Source organism: Clostridium sp. TW13, from assembly GCF_024345225.1.
In the GTDB taxonomy this organism is placed as follows: Bacteria; Bacillota; Clostridia; order Clostridiales; family Clostridiaceae; genus Inconstantimicrobium; species Inconstantimicrobium mannanitabidum.
Genome location: NZ_BROD01000001.1, coordinates 66,946 through 84,449, shown reverse-complemented (window position 1 = coordinate 84,449; position 17,504 = coordinate 66,946). Strand labels below are relative to the sequence as shown.

At 30.5% G+C, this 17,504-nt stretch carries 18 protein-coding genes; 2 read left to right on the top strand and 16 right to left on the bottom strand.

Annotated features, from left to right (window positions below):
* Positions 1-14 precede the first annotated feature (14 nt).
* The 3 genes from OCU47_RS00455 to OCU47_RS00445 form a co-directional block, all read right to left on the bottom strand.
* Positions 15-797, bottom strand: coding sequence for a short-chain-enoyl-CoA hydratase (locus OCU47_RS00455; RefSeq protein WP_261826660.1), 783 nt, complete (start codon positions 795-797; stop codon positions 15-17).
* Positions 798-1,073: 276 nt separating this feature from the next.
* Positions 1,074-1,721 (bottom strand): redox-sensing transcriptional repressor Rex, encoded by a 648-nt coding sequence (locus OCU47_RS00450; protein WP_261826659.1) that lies wholly within the window; start codon positions 1,719-1,721, stop codon positions 1,074-1,076.
* Positions 1,722-1,754: 33 nt separating this feature from the next.
* Positions 1,755-2,342, bottom strand: coding sequence for a manganese efflux pump MntP (locus OCU47_RS00445; RefSeq protein ID WP_261826658.1), 588 nt, complete (start codon positions 2,340-2,342; stop codon positions 1,755-1,757).
* A gap of 438 nt (positions 2,343-2,780) precedes the next feature.
* Between OCU47_RS00445 and OCU47_RS00440 the strand changes: the two genes are divergently transcribed.
* Complete coding sequence (locus OCU47_RS00440; protein WP_261826657.1) at positions 2,781-3,617, top strand: phosphatase PAP2 family protein; 837 nt, start codon at positions 2,781-2,783, stop codon at positions 3,615-3,617.
* 262 nt (positions 3,618-3,879) lie between these two features.
* Here OCU47_RS00440 and fsa read toward each other — a convergent pair whose 3' ends face one another.
* The 10 genes from fsa to ulaG form a co-directional block, all read right to left on the bottom strand.
* The gene (fsa, locus tag OCU47_RS00435; protein ID WP_261826656.1) at positions 3,880-4,524 is read right to left on the bottom strand and encodes a fructose-6-phosphate aldolase; all 645 of its coding nucleotides are present in this window, start codon (positions 4,522-4,524) and stop codon (positions 3,880-3,882) included.
* 13 nt (positions 4,525-4,537) lie between these two features.
* A complete protein-coding gene (locus tag OCU47_RS00430; protein WP_261826655.1) occupies positions 4,538-5,464 on the bottom strand; it encodes a transketolase family protein in 927 nt (308 codons plus the stop codon).
* 107 nt (positions 5,465-5,571) lie between these two features.
* Positions 5,572-6,387 carry a transketolase gene (locus OCU47_RS00425; protein ID WP_261826654.1) on the bottom strand — a complete coding sequence of 272 codons (816 nt, stop codon included), beginning with the start codon at positions 6,385-6,387 and terminating at the stop codon, positions 5,572-5,574.
* A 67-nt stretch (positions 6,388-6,454) separates the two neighbouring features.
* On the bottom strand, positions 6,455-7,300 hold the full coding sequence (locus OCU47_RS00420) for an L-ribulose-5-phosphate 3-epimerase (RefSeq protein ID WP_261826653.1): 846 nt from the start codon (positions 7,298-7,300) through the stop codon (positions 6,455-6,457).
* Positions 7,301-7,330: 30 nt separating this feature from the next.
* Positions 7,331-8,023, bottom strand: coding sequence for an L-ribulose-5-phosphate 4-epimerase (locus OCU47_RS00415; RefSeq protein WP_261826652.1), 693 nt, complete (start codon positions 8,021-8,023; stop codon positions 7,331-7,333).
* Between the two features lie 98 nt (positions 8,024-8,121).
* Positions 8,122-9,147 (bottom strand): hypothetical protein, encoded by a 1,026-nt coding sequence (locus OCU47_RS00410; protein ID WP_261826651.1) that lies wholly within the window; start codon positions 9,145-9,147, stop codon positions 8,122-8,124.
* 34 nt (positions 9,148-9,181) lie between these two features.
* Positions 9,182-9,475, bottom strand: coding sequence for a PTS sugar transporter subunit IIB (locus OCU47_RS00405; RefSeq protein ID WP_261826650.1), 294 nt, complete (start codon positions 9,473-9,475; stop codon positions 9,182-9,184).
* A gap of 102 nt (positions 9,476-9,577) precedes the next feature.
* Positions 9,578-11,035 (bottom strand): PTS ascorbate transporter subunit IIC, encoded by a 1,458-nt coding sequence (locus tag OCU47_RS00400; RefSeq protein ID WP_261826649.1) that lies wholly within the window; start codon positions 11,033-11,035, stop codon positions 9,578-9,580.
* 91 nt (positions 11,036-11,126) lie between these two features.
* On the bottom strand, positions 11,127-11,579 hold the full coding sequence (locus OCU47_RS00395) for a PTS sugar transporter subunit IIA (protein WP_261826648.1): 453 nt from the start codon (positions 11,577-11,579) through the stop codon (positions 11,127-11,129).
* A 60-nt stretch (positions 11,580-11,639) separates the two neighbouring features.
* Complete coding sequence (ulaG, locus tag OCU47_RS00390) at positions 11,640-12,704, bottom strand: L-ascorbate 6-phosphate lactonase (RefSeq protein ID WP_261826647.1); 1,065 nt, start codon at positions 12,702-12,704, stop codon at positions 11,640-11,642.
* A 509-nt stretch (positions 12,705-13,213) separates the two neighbouring features.
* Between ulaG and OCU47_RS00385 the strand changes: the two genes are divergently transcribed.
* Positions 13,214-14,029 carry a DeoR/GlpR family DNA-binding transcription regulator gene (locus tag OCU47_RS00385; protein WP_261826646.1) on the top strand — a complete coding sequence of 272 codons (816 nt, stop codon included), beginning with the start codon at positions 13,214-13,216 and terminating at the stop codon, positions 14,027-14,029.
* 64 nt (positions 14,030-14,093) lie between these two features.
* Here the strand turns inward: OCU47_RS00385 and OCU47_RS00380 are convergent, their stop codons facing one another.
* From OCU47_RS00380 to OCU47_RS00370, 3 genes are all read right to left on the bottom strand, one after another.
* Positions 14,094-16,304: a heavy metal translocating P-type ATPase gene (locus tag OCU47_RS00380; protein ID WP_261826645.1), complete on the bottom strand. Its 2,211-nt coding sequence runs from the start codon at positions 16,302-16,304 to the stop codon at positions 14,094-14,096.
* Between the two features lie 32 nt (positions 16,305-16,336).
* Positions 16,337-16,696, bottom strand: coding sequence for an ArsR/SmtB family transcription factor (locus OCU47_RS00375; RefSeq protein ID WP_261826644.1), 360 nt, complete (start codon positions 16,694-16,696; stop codon positions 16,337-16,339).
* Positions 16,697-17,194: 498 nt separating this feature from the next.
* A complete protein-coding gene (locus OCU47_RS00370) occupies positions 17,195-17,377 on the bottom strand; it encodes a hypothetical protein (protein ID WP_261826643.1) in 183 nt (60 codons plus the stop codon).
* Positions 17,378-17,504: the final 127 nt, after the last annotated feature.

Genomic DNA, 17,504 nt, shown 5'->3' with positions numbered 1-17,504 from the left:
CTATTCCTATTTCACTACTTATTTTGGAAGTTCTTAGCTCTCTTTTCAAGGAAAGCTGTCATACCTTCTTTTTGATCTTCAGTTGCAAAACACTTACCAAAGTCTTCTGCTTCAATTTCTACTGCTCTATCTATATCAACTTGCATTCCTCTGTTTATAGCATCCTTACATAGCTTAACTGCTACTGGTGCATTAGAAGCAATCTTAGTTGCCATAGCCTTTACTTCTTCCATTAAGTTTTCTAATGGAACTACTTTATTAACTAAACCAATTCTTAGTGCTTCATCAGCTTTGATTATGTCACATGTATAGATTAACTCTTTAGCTTTTCCTAGACCTACTATTCTAGCTAATCTTTGAGTTCCTCCAAAACCTGGTGTTATTCCAAGACCAGCTTCTGGTTGACCAAATTTAGCTTTTTCTGAAGCAACTCTTATATCACAAGCCATAGCTAATTCACAGCCACCACCTAATGCGAAGCCTGATATTGCAGCTATAACTGGTTTGTCTAAATTTTCTAATCTTCTGAAGACTTTATTTCCTAAAGCTCCGAATTCTTGACCTTGCTTTTCATCTAAATCTTTCATTTCTGATATGTCTGCACCTGCAACAAATGCCTTGTCTCCAGCACCTGTTAAGATTACAGCATAAACATCCTTATCTTTTTCTAAAGCATCTACAACAGTGTCGATGTCCTTTAAAGTTTCTGAATTAAGCGCATTTAATGCTTTAGGTCTGTTAATTGTTACAATAGCAATATTACCTTCTTTTTCAAGGATAACATTATTTAATTCCATTAGGTTAGCCTCCTTAGAATACTTATTATTTTCTAACTTATTATTACATCAATTACTATAAAATATTATAATATATTTTATCTATAGTTTGTTAATATTATAACAAATATACTTAAAAAATAATTGAAGCAATAAACTCCAATTAACATTATAATACCCGCCATATTTTTTTGCAATATGATTTAGTTGGAATTAACATTATAATAATGTTTTTAATAAATAATATAAATACTTTGATAATTTATTAATTATCTTATTTATTCATATTATAAGATATTATCTCAATTCATTTCTCTTTTTTTCATTAGCTAAATAAATAAGAGTAAGTAAACTCTCACTTAGATGTACATTTTCTACTACAACATCAGCTTCTGTTATTAAATCTACAGGCGCAAAATTCCATATAGCCTTTATACCAAGCCTTACAACTTCATCACACACCTTTTGTGCGTTAATGCTTGGTACACAAATAACAGCTAAATCTATATTGTTTTGAGATACAAATTCACCTAACTTATCTATATCCATTATTTCTGTATCTCGAATCTTAATTCCTACAACCTTAGGATTTGTATCAAAAATAGCAGAAACATCTATACCAAGATTGTGAAAGTTATTGTAATTCGCAATGGCTTGCCCTATATTTCCAGCACCAATTATTATACTTTTATATTCTTTTTCTAACCCTAATATAGCACTTATTTGATTATATAATTCTTTTACATTATATCCATATCCTTGTTGCCCAAAATCACCAAAACAATTTAAATCTTGACGAATTTGTGATGCTGTAAAACCAATCTTTTCTCCTAACTCTTTAGAAGATATTCTATCCACATCATTTTTAAGCAAATCTGAAAGATATCTATAGTATTTCGGTAGTCTTTTAATAACTGCCATAGATATATTTTTTCTCTTGTCCATAAGTCCACCTCATATCTATTTTCTATTAACGAATTATTTACTCATTAAATGTTCAACAAGTATTTTCAGTCCTATTAATATTAAAATAGTCCCACCTAAAATTTCAGCCTTATTTTTAATTAATTCTCCAAGTTTCTTTCCAATTAATACGGCTATAAAGGATAATATCATAGTAGTTATACCAATTATTGCAACAGCACTTACAATCTCAACTTTTAAAAATGCAAAACTTACCCCAACTGCCAATGCATCTATTGATGTTGCTATAGCTAATAATAGAAACTTTTTATTAGTTATACATTCCTTACTATTGTCACTATCACAGGCAATTGATTCATCCTCATCACTTTCAAATGACTCCTTTATCATCTTTGCTCCAATGATAAATAGTAATATAAATGCAACCCAGTGATCTATATTTTCTATATATGATGAAAATTTCACTCCTAATAGCCACCCAATTAATGGCATCAACGCTTGAAAACCACCAAAATACAATCCGGCTTTTAAGGCAATCTTCTTTTCTATTGCCTTATCTGTTTTCAATCCCAAAGTTAATGACACTGCAAAGGCATCCATAGTTAATCCTAATGCAATAAGTATTATTGATATAATATTCATTCAAAACATCCTTCCACATCTTATTATTTTACTACATTTTTTATCTTTTATAAAATATTTTATTGTCAAAATACACTCATATTGTATTTTACTGTTTTCAATACATAAAAAACAAGACCTATGCATAGAAAATATATCTATACACAAGTCTCACAATTAACATAAATCGATGTTTAACATCTCTTATTTGAGTAAATTTAAATACTACATTAGTTTTCATGCTGCTACTTCATGCCTGGAAGTATTCACATCAGACTTGATTATATTTTATTTATTATTCTATGTCAATATTAAAAGTAGAAATTTATCGCTTTTTGTCTATTGGAGTTAAATAAAATATATTTTTAGTAAAATACTTACTCAAAAATAATTTATTGTACAAGCCTTTTGTATAATTGTATAATTTATATTGTTATTTCTCGAAAGGAGCTAAAATTAATGAATACAATAAAATTTATCCAAACCTTCGCAAATCCAGCATTAGATAACTTTTTTATTCTTTTTACCAATCTAGGTGGTGAAACCCTTGGAGTTATATTTGCAATATACTTCTTATGGTTCAAAGATAAAAGGTATGGTTATAAATTAGCCTTCGGTCTATCTTTCTCTTTATTGATAAACAATTTTATTAAAATAATAGTAAATTCACCAAGACCAATAGGAACAAAAGGAATTAGAAGTTTAGCTGTAAACACAGCTACTGGCACTTCATTTCCAAGTGGACATTCCCAAGGAAATGCTGCAACCTTCACATCACTATTTTTGCAATTTAAAACTAAAAAAGTATTGCTTATAAGTATAATAATGATGATCTTAATTCCTATATCAAGACTTTATCTTGGAGTACATTGGCCAATAGACGTTGTTTGTGGTTCCATTTTTGGTATAATTGCAGTTCTTATATCAAATTTCATTTATGAACAAGCTATAAAAAATAATATTCCTTATCTATATCTTATACTATCTATAATTCTATTATTAAGTTTGATATTATTTAGAAGTTCAGATTATATAAAAGCTATTGGTGGATTTATCTCTATCTCCCTAGGCTACTATATTGATACTAAATATATTAAATACAATCCAAACAGCACTTCAAAAAACAATGTTATCAAATTATTCTTAGGTCTTTTTGGTTTATTAATAGTATTATCTCTTTGCTCATTTATAATTCCTAAAGGATACATTCGAGATTTTGTGAAGTATTTTTCACTTGGAATTTGGGCTTCCTGCATTGCTCCATTAATATTTATGAAGCTCAAATTATCAAATTAGCAAACTGCATTTTATAGCTACTATCTCAAATTATCATTTTATTAATAATGTATTGTGTATATATAAATGACAATTGAAAACAAATATAACATAAGAAAATCCGCCTTGGTTTTCGTGTATTTCTTCCATTTCTAAAGGTATTTACAATTTTACTTTGTTATAATTTTCTCAAAGATAATAAAGGTTGGTGAACAAATTTTGAAATTTTAAAATTTCTCCACATTGTTCTACCAACCTTTAATTGGAACACTTCTAAATATATTTATTTTTTCATTCCCTCATAATCTTTTAAAAACTTTTCAATTCCTGCATCTGTAAGTGGATGTTTAATCATTTGCATAATTACACCATAAGGAATTGTAGCTATATCAGAACCAGCCTTTGCACATTCTAATACATGAATTGGATTTCTAACACTTGCTGAAATAATTTCTGTTTCAATTTCATGCATAGAGAATATCTCTACAATATCTTCAATTAATATAATTCCATCACTGCCTATATCATCTAATCTGCCTAGGAATGGACTTACATAAGTAGCTCCAGCTCTTGCTGCTAGTAACGCTTGTAATGCTGAGAAAATTAGAGTTACATTTGTTTTAATTCCTTCCTTGCTAAGAATACTTACTGCTTTTAATCCTTCTTCACACATTGGAATCTTTACTACCATATTCTTATGTATCTTAGCTATTTCACGGGCTTCAACTACCATTTCTTCTGACTTCATGGAGATTACTTCTCCACTTATTGGTCCATCTACTATATCAGTTATTTCTTTTATTACTTCTTTAAAATCTCTACCTTCTTTTGCTATAAGAGATGGATTTGTTGTTACTCCACAAATAACACCTAGGGCGTTTGCTTTTTTAATTTCTTCTACATTAGCTGTATCTACAAATATTTTCATTATATGTATCCTCCTATTTTAGTATATTTTTAACTTCTTCAATAATAGCTGCACTAGTTAATTTATATTTTTCCATTAATTCATCTGGAGTTCCAGACTCTCCAAAAGTATCTTTTATTCCAACCATTTTAATTCTTGTTGGACATTCTTCACATACAACTTGAGATACCATTGCCCCAAGTCCACCTATGATTGAATGTTCTTCAGCTGTAACTATCCCCTTAGTTTCTTTAGCAGCCTTTATAATTAACTCTCTATCTATTGGTTTAATTGTTGATATATTTATAACTCTTGCATTAATTCCTTGAGTTTCTAATACTTTTGAAGCTTCAATAGCTTTTTGAACCATCATTCCTGTTGCAATAATTGCTATATCATTACCTTCTCTTACTTGAACACCTTTACCTATTTTAAATTCATAAGTATCATCAAATATATCTTCTGTATTGCATCTTCCAAATCTTAAATACACAGGTCCATTAAATTCTGCTACTGCCTTAGTTGCAGCCATTGCCTCTCTATGATCTGCTGGCACTATTACAGTCATATTTGGAAGGGAATTCATAAGTGCAATATCTTCAATTGATTGATGTGATCCACCATCTTCACCTACTGTTATTCCTGCATGAGTAGCTGCTATTTTTACATTCATCTTTGGATAACAAATAGAGTTTCTTATAATCTCAAAAGCTCTTCCTGTTGCAAAAACAGCAAATGTACTTGCAAAAGGTATGTTACCTACATTAGCAAAACCTGCTGCCATTCCCATTAAATTTTGTTCAGCAATTCCTGCATTAAAAAATCTATCTTTAAATTCTGACTTAAATCCATTTGTTTTGGTTGACTTTGAAAGATCTGCATCTAGCACCACTACTTTTTCATTTTCTCGACCAAGTTCAACCAAAGCCATACCATATGATTCTCTTGTAGCCTTACCCATTTCTTTATTCCTCCTAGCTTTTCCTTGTACCATTAACTTATACATACTTGCTTATGATTTTCATAGAATTCCGTCAACATAATCTATATCAATAAGTTCTCTGAATACTATTTCATTATTTCTTCTATTGCTTTCTCTTTTTCTTCTTTATTTGGTGCTTGCCCATGCCATCCTGCATTGTTTTCCATAAAGCTTACTCCACTGCCTTTTACAGTCTTTGCAACAATTACAGTTGGTTTTCCTGCACATTTATCTGCTGCTAAAAATGCTTTATTAATCTTTTCAAAGTCATTTCCATCCTCACAGTAAACTACATTCCATCCAAAACTCTCAAACTTTTTATCTAGTGGGGCAATTCCCATTACTTCCTCATTTGGTCCATCAATTTGAAGTCCATTATTATCTATAATTGCAACTAAATTATCTAACTTATAATGTGCTGCTGCCATGGAAGCTTCCCAAACCAATCCTTCTTGAAGTTCTCCATCTCCCAAAAGTACATATACTTTTGCTTTATTATTTTGAGTTTTAAGTCCTAAACTCATACCTACTGCATTGGATATTCCTTGTCCAAGTGATCCTGTTGATACATCAACCCCTGGTATGTGCTTTGCATCAGGATGCCCTTGAAGTAATGATCCTGTTTTTCTAAGATTACTTAATTCATCTTTTTGAAAAAATCCTTTTTCAGCTAGTACTGCATAAAGTGCTGGAGCAGCATGCCCTTTACTTAAAACAAATCTATCTCTACTTAAATCCTTTGGATTCTCAACATTTACATTCATCTTTTCATAATATAAATAAGTAATTATATCTGCACAAGATAATGAACCACCTGGATGCCCTGACTTAGCTTCATAAATCATTTCAATAATGTTTTTTTTGATTTCTTTTGATTTAGAAATCAATTCTTGCTTATTCATACATTCACCAACCTATCTATTGTTTTTATAACAAATATACTTTTCTCTAAATTAATTTTGTTTATGTTTATCCCAAAGCATTTTTAAATTTTTCATCCATAAACACTTTTGTATTTTTAATTACTTCTTTCCAATCATCATTGCCTACATACCAAAATTCAGCTGTAAACTTTCTTGCCCCAAGTTCCCAAGATTTTTTGATTATTTCTTCAAAATCCACATGACCTGTTCCAAAAGTAATTTCTCTAAATTTGCCTGGAACTGTTTCCTTTAAATGCACAGCAGCTATATGTCCTCTTCCAGTTTCAAAATCATCTATTGGATTTTCACCATTAGCTAAAGTTGCATTAGTAACATTGCCACAATCAGGATAAACTTGAAGATATGGCGAATTCACTTGCTTAACAAACGTCATAGCCTTTTCAACTGTATTCATAAATTCTGTTTCCATTGTTTCAAAAGCCAGGATGACTCCTTTTTTTGCAGCTATTTCCACAGATTTTTTTAGGTTATCTTCAAAATACTTTCTTGTTTGCTCAGTCCCTTGCTCATAATAAACATCATATCCTGCTATTTGAATTATCCTAATGCCTAAATCATCAGCAAAGTTAATTGCCTTTTCCATTATCTCCATTCCTCTATTTCTAGTGGCTTCATCTAGGCTTCCTAATGGATATTTTCTATGTCCACTAAGGCACATAGTTCTAATCTCTACACCACATTTAAACATTAGCTCTACGAGGTCTTTTCTTTCTTCTTTTGACATATCAAGTCTTGATAACTTTTCATCAGTCTCATCTATACTTATCTCTACTGCATCAAAACCGCATTCTTTAGCACATTGCAACTTTTCTTCCCATGATAAAAAATTCGGCATAGATTTTTCATATAATGCTAATGTATATTCCTTCATAAAATCACCTGCTTTGTAATATTATTTTTATTATAATTGACCGTAGTATGCGTTAGGACCATGTTTTCTCATAAAATGCTTGTCCATTAATTCTTGTGGCATTGTTTTAACTGCATGATTTGTTAAAACTTCTGTATTCCATGCCATCATAGCAATTTCTTCTAAAACCACAGCATTATGAACTGCTTCGTTTGCATCTTTTCCCCAAGTGAAGGGTCCATGATTTTTTACTACCACAGCTGGAACATAGTTTGGATTTAACTTTTCAAAAGCTTCAACTATAACAGATCCTGTATTATATTCATAATTAGATTTTATTTCATCTACTGTCATATCTCTTGTACAAGGAATTTCATTATAAAAATAATCTGCCTGTGTTGTACCATATGCCTTAATTCCTCTTCCTGATTGAGCAAATATAGTGGCCCATCTAGAATGTGTATGTACTATTCCTCCTATTTCCGAGAAATGATTATATAGGTTTACATGTGTTGGTGTATCTGAGGATGGTTTATATTTTCCTTCAACAACATTTCCTTTTAGATCCACAACCACCATATCTTCTGGACTCATCTTTTCATAATCAACACCAGATGGTTTAATAACTATTAATCCCAATTCTCTATCTATTGCAGAAACATTACCCCACGTAAATGTCACCAAATTATATTTTGTTAAAAGCATGTTCGCCTCATAAACTTGTTTTTTTAAATCTTCTAACATAACAATTCCCCCCATCCATAAACCTTGAGCATGGATTCTTATATACAATCCATGCCCTTAAGTTCCATATAAATATTAAATTATTAGATTACTATTATTTATTCAGTTACAAAATATACAGCTGCTTCATTCTTTGTATGATTAGCTGAGACAATTAAATCACAATCCTCTAAATTGATAACTGAAACATTGGCTGGGCCAACACCTTTCTCAATAATTGTTTCTTGGCATTTTCCATCAACCCACTGTATATAAAACAATTCAGCCTCTACACGTCTCACACCACCAACAAAACTTGGTACACCACAAAGTGTTGTGCCTACTAAGGTATGTGCAAAGTCAATTTCATATGGGTAAGTATAGATTTCCGTATACTTGCCATCAATAAGCTTGTAGATTTTCATTGTATTTCCATGGAATGGCTCTATGGTCATTAATTCATCTACACCATCACTATCTAAATCACACCAAGCAACTTCACTAATATTACCTTCTAACAATTGATTAACTTGCCATTCTCCATCCTTACTTGGAATTACTTCAAATACGCCTTGGTCACACCCAAAAGTACCTCTAGGTTTACCATCCACCATATGACGAATATATCCATGATTTTTAAACAAACCTTTTTTAAGAACTTTAAAATCTAAACCATCAGTTAATACTTCTGGTAACTTAGCATAGTATATAGTTCCTGGATGACTCCAATCATCTTTTGAAGCTTTAACATCAGCTATAGTAGCTCCAATAAAATATACTTCTCCATCAACATCCCATACATCAAAGCGATGTAAATAAGGTAATTTAACAACTGTTTCAACAACCCATTCCCCATCTACTAAATGTCCCCAAACTAAACGAGCATCACTTGGACTTTCTTTTAAATAGAAGTCTCTAACAGCCAAGAATTCATTTTTACGATTTGGAATAGGAATAATTGACATACATCCCCCACCATTATCCCAAACTGTTTGACGATGATTGAAATCTTTACCACTATATGCATAGCAAGGGTATCCTTTTTCTTCAGAGGCTACTAATAAATTAAGTTCTCCATCTATCTCTATAGAACTTGCTGCATATGCACGATACATTTCGTCTAAGTGCTTTTTTATAATTTTCATATTCCATCCCCTCAAATCACATTAGCTATATTAATTATTTTTTATTTACTACGTTTGCCATAACCTTTTCTTCAATTTCTTGCTCAGATAAAACATTCTTTAATCCAATTACTACAGTTCCTGAATCTTCAGCTCTCTTGAAATTTGATTTTAAAACTTCTGAACAAAATACTACATCAAAAGTTGATGCTTGACTCTTAGCTTCTCCTACACTGCTATGTTGAATTGATACATCTATTCCTAACTTCTTAAAAACTTTAGTTATTTTCATCTTAATTATTTGACTTGAACCCATTCCACTACCACATGCTGCTAATACTTTTAACATAATAAATACACATCCTTTTAATTTTATTTTTATACTCTATTTTTAGAATGGTGCAATTAAACTTAAATACTATTTGATTAATTGCACCTAAGAAATTATCTTTTATGCTTTTTCAGTTTCACTTATATATTCTTCATAATCTTCCGCTATCTTAAAATAGCCCTTCTTATTCTTGAAATATTGAATTTGTGGTATTGCCAATAAAGCTACTAACACAATTCCAAAACCTACGTATTGGAAGTTCTTCATTAACACACCAATTACTGGCCAAACTGTATCGAAGTCAAAGTTTCCATGCCATCCACCAAATTTAGCTAATCCAAAGAAGTATGCTGCGAAAGCTCCTCCTAGTACTTGAATTATTCCAGATACAAAAGGAATTATACAAGCTGCTCTTAAACCACCTTTTTTGTTTGCATATACTGCAAATGTTGCATTATCAAAGAATACTGGTACGAATCCTGTTATGATTAATACTGGACTCTTAAATACTACTAATCCTATAATTGATATAAATTGTCCTAATGCTCCAAATAAGAAACCTATTGTTACTGCATTAGCATGACCAAATCCATATGTTGCTGCACAGTCTACTGCTGGCATTGATCCTGGTAAAATCTTGTTTGAGATACCTTGGAATGATTCTGTAAGTTCTGAAACGAACATCTTAACACCAAGTTGTAATATACTTAAATAAACTGCGAAGTTTAATGATTTTTCCACTATATAGAACACGAAATTTGTATCTGCTGCAAAACCAGTTTTGTCTATTTGATGTAATAGGTCTGGTCCTAGTATACCCATAATTGATCCAAAGAATAACATCATTAATATACCTGTAGCAACTACGTTATCATTGAATATTGATAAAAATCCTGGTAACTTTAAATGTTCAATTGATTTTTCTTTATTACCTATTTTTCCTGCAATTTTGTCTGTAAGCCAGATTCCAAACATTTGTTGGTGACCAACTGCAAATCCACCACCTTCAGTTAACTCTTGAGTTGCTTCAACTGTAAGATTTGCTGATACTGCCCAGTAAGCTCCTAATAATAATCCAAGCATAATTACAATTTGAGTATCTACTAAGTTAGGGAAACAGAATAATACTAACCATAAAGCTGTTGATGATTGTTGAACCATAATATGTCCTGTAATAAACACTGTTCTTATCTTAGTTTGCTTTCTAAATAACACTAAAACTATGTTGAACATAAATGCTATTAATAAAACTATCATCATAAGTGAGAAGGATCTTCCAACCCCCTCTATAGCCTTCTGCGCTGCCGTCTGTCCAAAATAAGGATCTATAACTGCTGCTGTCAAATTAAAACGATCTTTCAACCCTGCTAATATTGGACGGAAGTTTGTTACAAGCCCACTAGCTGCAACATTTAGGATTAAATAACCAACTGTTGCTTTTATGAAACCTGCTATAGCTTCATAAATTGGACGTTTTAATAATAAATATCCGATAAGTACTATAAAACCTATAAAGAACGCTGGCTTTGTTAATATATTAACCTGGAAAAACTTCCATACATCAATTAATATTTCCATTATAAATTCCCCCTATGCTTTTTTATCTGATTTTGTTCATTCCCTCTTTAAAAATATTTTACTTAAATACCGTGTTAAACATCTTATTAAATTATTTTGCTAATTCTTTAGCAATTGCTTCTAAATCCTCTTTGCTATTTGCTTCTAATAACTTATCAACCACAGCCTCATCTTCTATTACTCCTACCAAGTTTGATAAGTTTTCTAAATGTTTGTTGCTATCTGTTGAAGCTAATACAAAGAATAATCTTGCATCTTGATCTGGGTCATCACTAAAATGAACTGGTTTTTTAGTTTGCATAAAGCATACTGCTGTTTCATTAACTCCAACCACACCTTCTTGAGCATGTGGTATGCAAATATTAGGTGCTATAACTATGTATGGTCCAAACTTTTTCACATTAGCAATTATTGCTCCTACATAATCATCTGTTATTGATCCATCTTCAATTAAAGGTCTACAAGAAGCAGCAATTGCATCTTCCCAAGTATCAAAACCTTCATGGAATGAATATCTTTTTTTATCAATTAGTTCTTGTAACATAGTCTCTTCCCCTTTTACCTTTTATTGAGGGTTAGGCATTAGGCTAACCCTCTATTGATTTTATAAGAATGATGTATATGGTGTATTAATTTCATTTGTAAAGCAATCTTCAAATCCTCTTGGATAATGATATTCTCTCTTATTGCTATCCTCTGGGAATGTGAATTTTCCGCCTACTTGCCATATGAATGGATTAAATTTATATTGTAATCTATCTTTTCTCATATCAAATAGTTCTAATATTTCTTTTGTATCAGCTTGGAAGTTTGACCAAATATCATGATGGAATGGGATAACTACTTTTGTATTTAAGGATTCTGCCATTCTTAAGATATCTACTGATGTCATCTTATCAGTGATTCCTCTTGGGTTTTCTCCATAAGATCCTAAAGCCACATCTATTTTGTAGTCGTTTCCATGTTTAGCATAATAATTTGAATAATGTGAATCTCCACTATGATATAGATTTCCACCTGGAGTTTTTATTAAGTAGTTTACTGCCTTAATATCCATATCTATTGGCATTGTTCCTCTTATGTCACCAGTTGGTGGTTCTGTAATCAAAGCTGTTCTATCGAATGATTCTAAAGCTACAATTTCAATGTCTTTAACTTTTATTGTATCTCCTGGCTTAACAACTATGCATCTTTCTTTTGGAACTCCCCATCCTACCCATTTATCTACACATGCTTGAGGTCCTATAAATGGTACACTTGGATCACAATTTTGAATAACTGCAGCTGCAACGTTTACATCAATGTGATCATTGTGGTCATGTGTTGATAAAACTGCATCTATTTGTTTTATTCCAAATGGATCTAATACAAAAGGTGCTACTCTTAGGTTTGGTTGAAGCTTTTTACCACCGCACATTCTAGCCATTTGATGTTGTGGATTCATATATGGATTAGACCTTGTATTTTTTCCACTTCCGCACCAAAAATCTATACAGATATTTGTTCCACCTTCACTTTTAACCCATATTCCTGTACATCCTAACCACCACATTGAGAAATTTCCTGGTTTCACTTGTTCTTCTTCTATTTCTTCATTTAACCAAGTACCCCATTCTGGAAAAGTTTTAAGTACCCATGATTCTCTTGTAATTTTTTCTACTTGTGACATTTTTAATTCCTCCTCAAAACTCTTTTTATTTTTTACTTTGAATAAATATATTCATTTCATTATTTTTTCTTTTTAAGATAACTTTAACATTTATGTTCATTTTAACATTTATATGTTCTTTTCGAACTTTGTGTTTGTTTTGTTTGAACTTTTAGTTTGTTTATGTCTTTATAATACATTAATAGTTCAAATAATTCAAGTACTTTTTGAATTATTTTTATCATTTTTATTTTTTTATTATTTTTTGCATGTTCTATTTGAATTTTTTGAACGTTTGTAGTATTATCATATTGTAACAGTATTAAAATTAATTTATATAATCAAATTAAGATATTACTATTTACTGACTATTTTAAATGTATATATCAATAAACTTGGTATATATTTATTTAGAGAAAAGAGATTTATCTAATAATAAAAATGAAATTAGAAAGTATATTATTTCTTTAATCTAAAAATTCATCAATATATAACAAAAATCAAAATCTAAATTAAAGGTGATGATTGATATGAAAAAAACTCAAAGTATAGTTTCAAAAAGACGAGAAAGAATTTTAAGTTATCTAAAGACAAATGAATCAATAAATACTAATGATTTAGCTGAAATGTTAGAAATCTCACCACTTACGTTAAGACGAGATCTTCAAGCTTTAGAGGATGAAGGTTTAATTGAAAGATATTACGGTGGTGCTAGATTAGTAAACCCTTCTGATGATTATTCTGCATATATAAATGAACATATTAAAAGTGAAGATGCTGATTTAATACTTACAAATAAAAGGCAGGCTATTGCAAAATATGCCGCTAGTTTAATTCAAGATGGAGATACTGTATTTTTAAACTCTAGTTCTACAGCTCTTTTAATATTAGAATACCTTGAAGATAAACGAGTATATATTGTAACCAATAATGGTAAGGCACTTAATTCAACTATCGGTCCCAATATTGAACTAGTATTAACAGGGGGCCAAGTTTATGAGAGAAAACAATCCTTAGTTGGAGAATTTGCTACTTATATTCTTTCAAAAGTAACTGCTGATAAGTGTTTCTTAGGGGTCAGTGGAATTGCAGCTGATTCTGGTATCAGTACTTCTGTACTCCAAGAAACTTTAATAAATCACGAAATGATAAATCGATGTAATGGTGAAATATATGTATTAGCAGATAGTTCAAAAGTAGGCAGACATCATAATTTTTCTAGTGGCGATATAAATGAAATTACTCATTTAATTACAGATTCTGATATAAGCGAAACTGAAGCAACAGACCTAGAAAACAAAGGGGTAAAAGTAATATCAGTAAATTATTCATCTACTGAAAACTAAATGAAACAACTAAAAAGTTCTCTATAAAATGATCATTTATAGAGAACTTTTATTATTTACAATATTATTTCTTTAATATTCTCATTGCATTTAATAAAGCAATTAATGCAACTCCTACATCTCCAAAAACTGCTTCCCACATGTTTCCTAACCCTATTGCTACCAATATAAGAATTAGTAATTTAATTGATAAAGCAAACACTATATTCTGCCACACTATTCTGCTAGTTTTTCTAGCAACTTTTATTGCATCACCTATCTTTGAAGGTTCATCTGTCATTATTACTACATCTGCTGCTTCTATTGCTGCATCTGATCCTATGCCTCCCATAGCAATTCCAACATCCGCTCTTGCAAGTACTGGGGCATCATTTATTCCATCACCCACAAATACTATACTTGATTTTTTATTTTTACCAGCAAAAAAACCTTCTAATTTTTCAACTTTATCACCAGGTAATAATTCACTATAGATTTCATCTACACCTATTTCATTACCTATAATGTTAGCAACATTTGAATTATCTCCAGTTAACATAACAGTTTTTTCTACTCCTAAAGATTTTAATGTTTTCATAGCCTCTTTAGAATCTTCTTTAATTTCATCTGATATTAAAATATACCCTGCATACTTCTTATCTACTGCAACATAAACTATAGTTCCTGGTAACTTAGCTTCATTGAACTGTATATTAAAATCATCCATAAGCTTTTTATTACCCACTAAAATTTCTTTATTATCTAATGATATTTTTATACCATGTCCTGAAATTTCTTCATATCCAGAAATCTTAGTTTTATCTATTTCTTTATTGTATCTAGCAAGAATTGATAACCCAATAGGATGTGTAGAATAGCTTTCTGCAAAAGCAGCATATTCTAATAATTGCTCTTTAGTGATACCTTCTTGTGAATTTATTTCTGTAACTTTAAAAACACCCTTAGTCAAAGTTCCTGTTTTATCAAAAACTATAGTTTCAACATTTTTTAAAGCTTCTAAATAATTTCCACCTTTTATCAAAATTCCTTTTTTAGCTGCTGCTCCAATTCCTCCAAAGAAACCTAAAGGAATTGATATTACCAAGGCACAAGGACAAGACACAACTAAGAAAGATAAAGCTCTATATACCCAAACTGAGAAAGTAGCATCTTTAATTACAAGTGGTGGTACTATCGCTAATATTAGTGCAGTAAATACTACTGCTGGTGTATAGTATTTTGCAAACTTTGTTACAAACTTTTCTGTATCAGCTTTCTTATTTCCAGCATTCTCTACTAGATTTAATATCTTTGCTACAGTAGATTCTCCAAAACTTTTAGCAACTTTTATTCTTAATACTCCATTTTTGCTTATACATCCTGATAAAATTTCCTCACCTATCACTGCATCCTTAGGTAAAGATTCTCCTGTTAATGCAGAAGTATCAAGTACTCCTTCTCCTGATACAAGGATACCATCAAGTGGGACTCTTTCTCCTGGCTTTACTATAATTTCTTCGCCTATTTTTACAGTCTCTGGTGATACCTTAACTTCTGTATTATTTCGTACAACATTTGCATAGTCAGGTCTTATATCCATCAGACTTTTAATTGATTTTCTTGATTTGTTAACAGCTCTATCTTGGAACATTTCACCTACTTGATAGAATATCATAACAGCTACTGCTTCTGGAAATTGCTTAATCGCAAATGCTCCAATTGTAGCTACTGACATTAAGAAATTTTCATCAAAAATTTCTCCCTTTAATATATTCTTAAATGCTCTTAATACTACTTCTCCACCAATTAGTAAATAAGCTACTAAATACAATATTAATTCAGGTATAAAATCTAATTTAAGCACAAGTCCTAAAATATAAAAAACTATACCTATTGAAAATTTGATTATTTCCTTCTTACCAAACTCTTCTTCATCACCATGCTCATGAGAATGAGAATGGGAGTTTTCATAAACTTCATTATGGTGATGATGCTTACCGTCACAACTACATGCATCATTACAATTATTCTGATGCTGATGTCCATTATTACCACCAACTTTAAGTGTAGCCTTTTCACTAACTTTAACATCTGGTTCTAATCTATTAATTATCTGTTTTGATTTATTTATAACTTGGTCTTTATTCTTTTCATCAATAAGCTCTACCACTAATGTTTTTGTAGAAAAATTCATTGTAGCTTCCTTTACTTCTTCAAGCTTATTAACCCTATCTTCTATCTTCGCTGCACATCCTGCACAATCTAGTCCATCTAAATACAATTGAACTTCTTTCACTAACAAACACCGCCCTTTTCCCAATCTATTCTTTACTCTTGAACGTGATTTAAACCTTCATTGAAGATGTGTATAACATGTTCATCACACAATGAATAATAAACTACTTTTCCATCTCTTCTATACTTAACTAATCTTGCACTCTTTAATACTCTAAGTTGATGTGAAACTGCTGATTGAGTCATGTTTAATAAATTAGCTATATCACAAACACACATTTCACTTTCAAACAATGCACATAATATCTTAACTCTTGTAGTATCACCAAAAACTTTAAATAATTCAGCTAGATCGTATAAAGTTTCCTCTTGAGGTAAACAAGCTTTAACTTTTTTTAATACCTCTTCATGTATACAATCAATTGAACACTTTTCTATATTGTTATCAGCCATAATTTCATCCTCCTTCATATGAACAACTATTCATATGTTCATGCGTTAATTATATTATCTTTTCCCTCATTTGGCAATAGTATTAAGAGAATTTAATGATTTTACATTTTCACTACTTAATTTTTACGAGTTTATTTTATTAGGCATCTGAAAATAAATAACAAGTCCAAATTAAAATCATCCAGTTAACTATATATTCTATTTAACTATTACTTGCATATATATAAAGATGTATATAGAAGTGTTCCCTCTAAATGTTGGTAAAAAAATATCGAATTTTTGTAGTTTGTCCAACAGCATTATTAATGAAACTCCTATTCCTAGCGTCCTAGGAGTAAGCAACTCGCGCAAAAGACAAGCTTTTGGCTCTCTGCTTATGGGATAGTTCTATACAAGTAGTAGACATCTTATACTTCGAACTATCTATATATCAAAAAAATGAGAAAACCAAATAATTATGATTTTCTCATTATCAATATGTGTCATACATTTTCTTCACTATTTATCCTCATTTTTTTTATGAATATCTTCAATATTATCTTTTTCAATATAATCCTTTTGGTCTTGCTCTTTTAGCTTGAAAAATTCTTCTTCAGCTTTAGAAGATACTGAAAGTAATACCGCTATAATAGTTACTAATATAATAATTAATAGAACTATTGATATTATTACAAAACCCATAAACTTTACTCCTAAAATAATACTCTTCAATTTATCATATTCAAAATGGGTTATAGTGGTTCTAAATTAATTTAAGGCATCTGAAAATAAATAACAATTCCAAATAGATTATTATATAAACCTATGT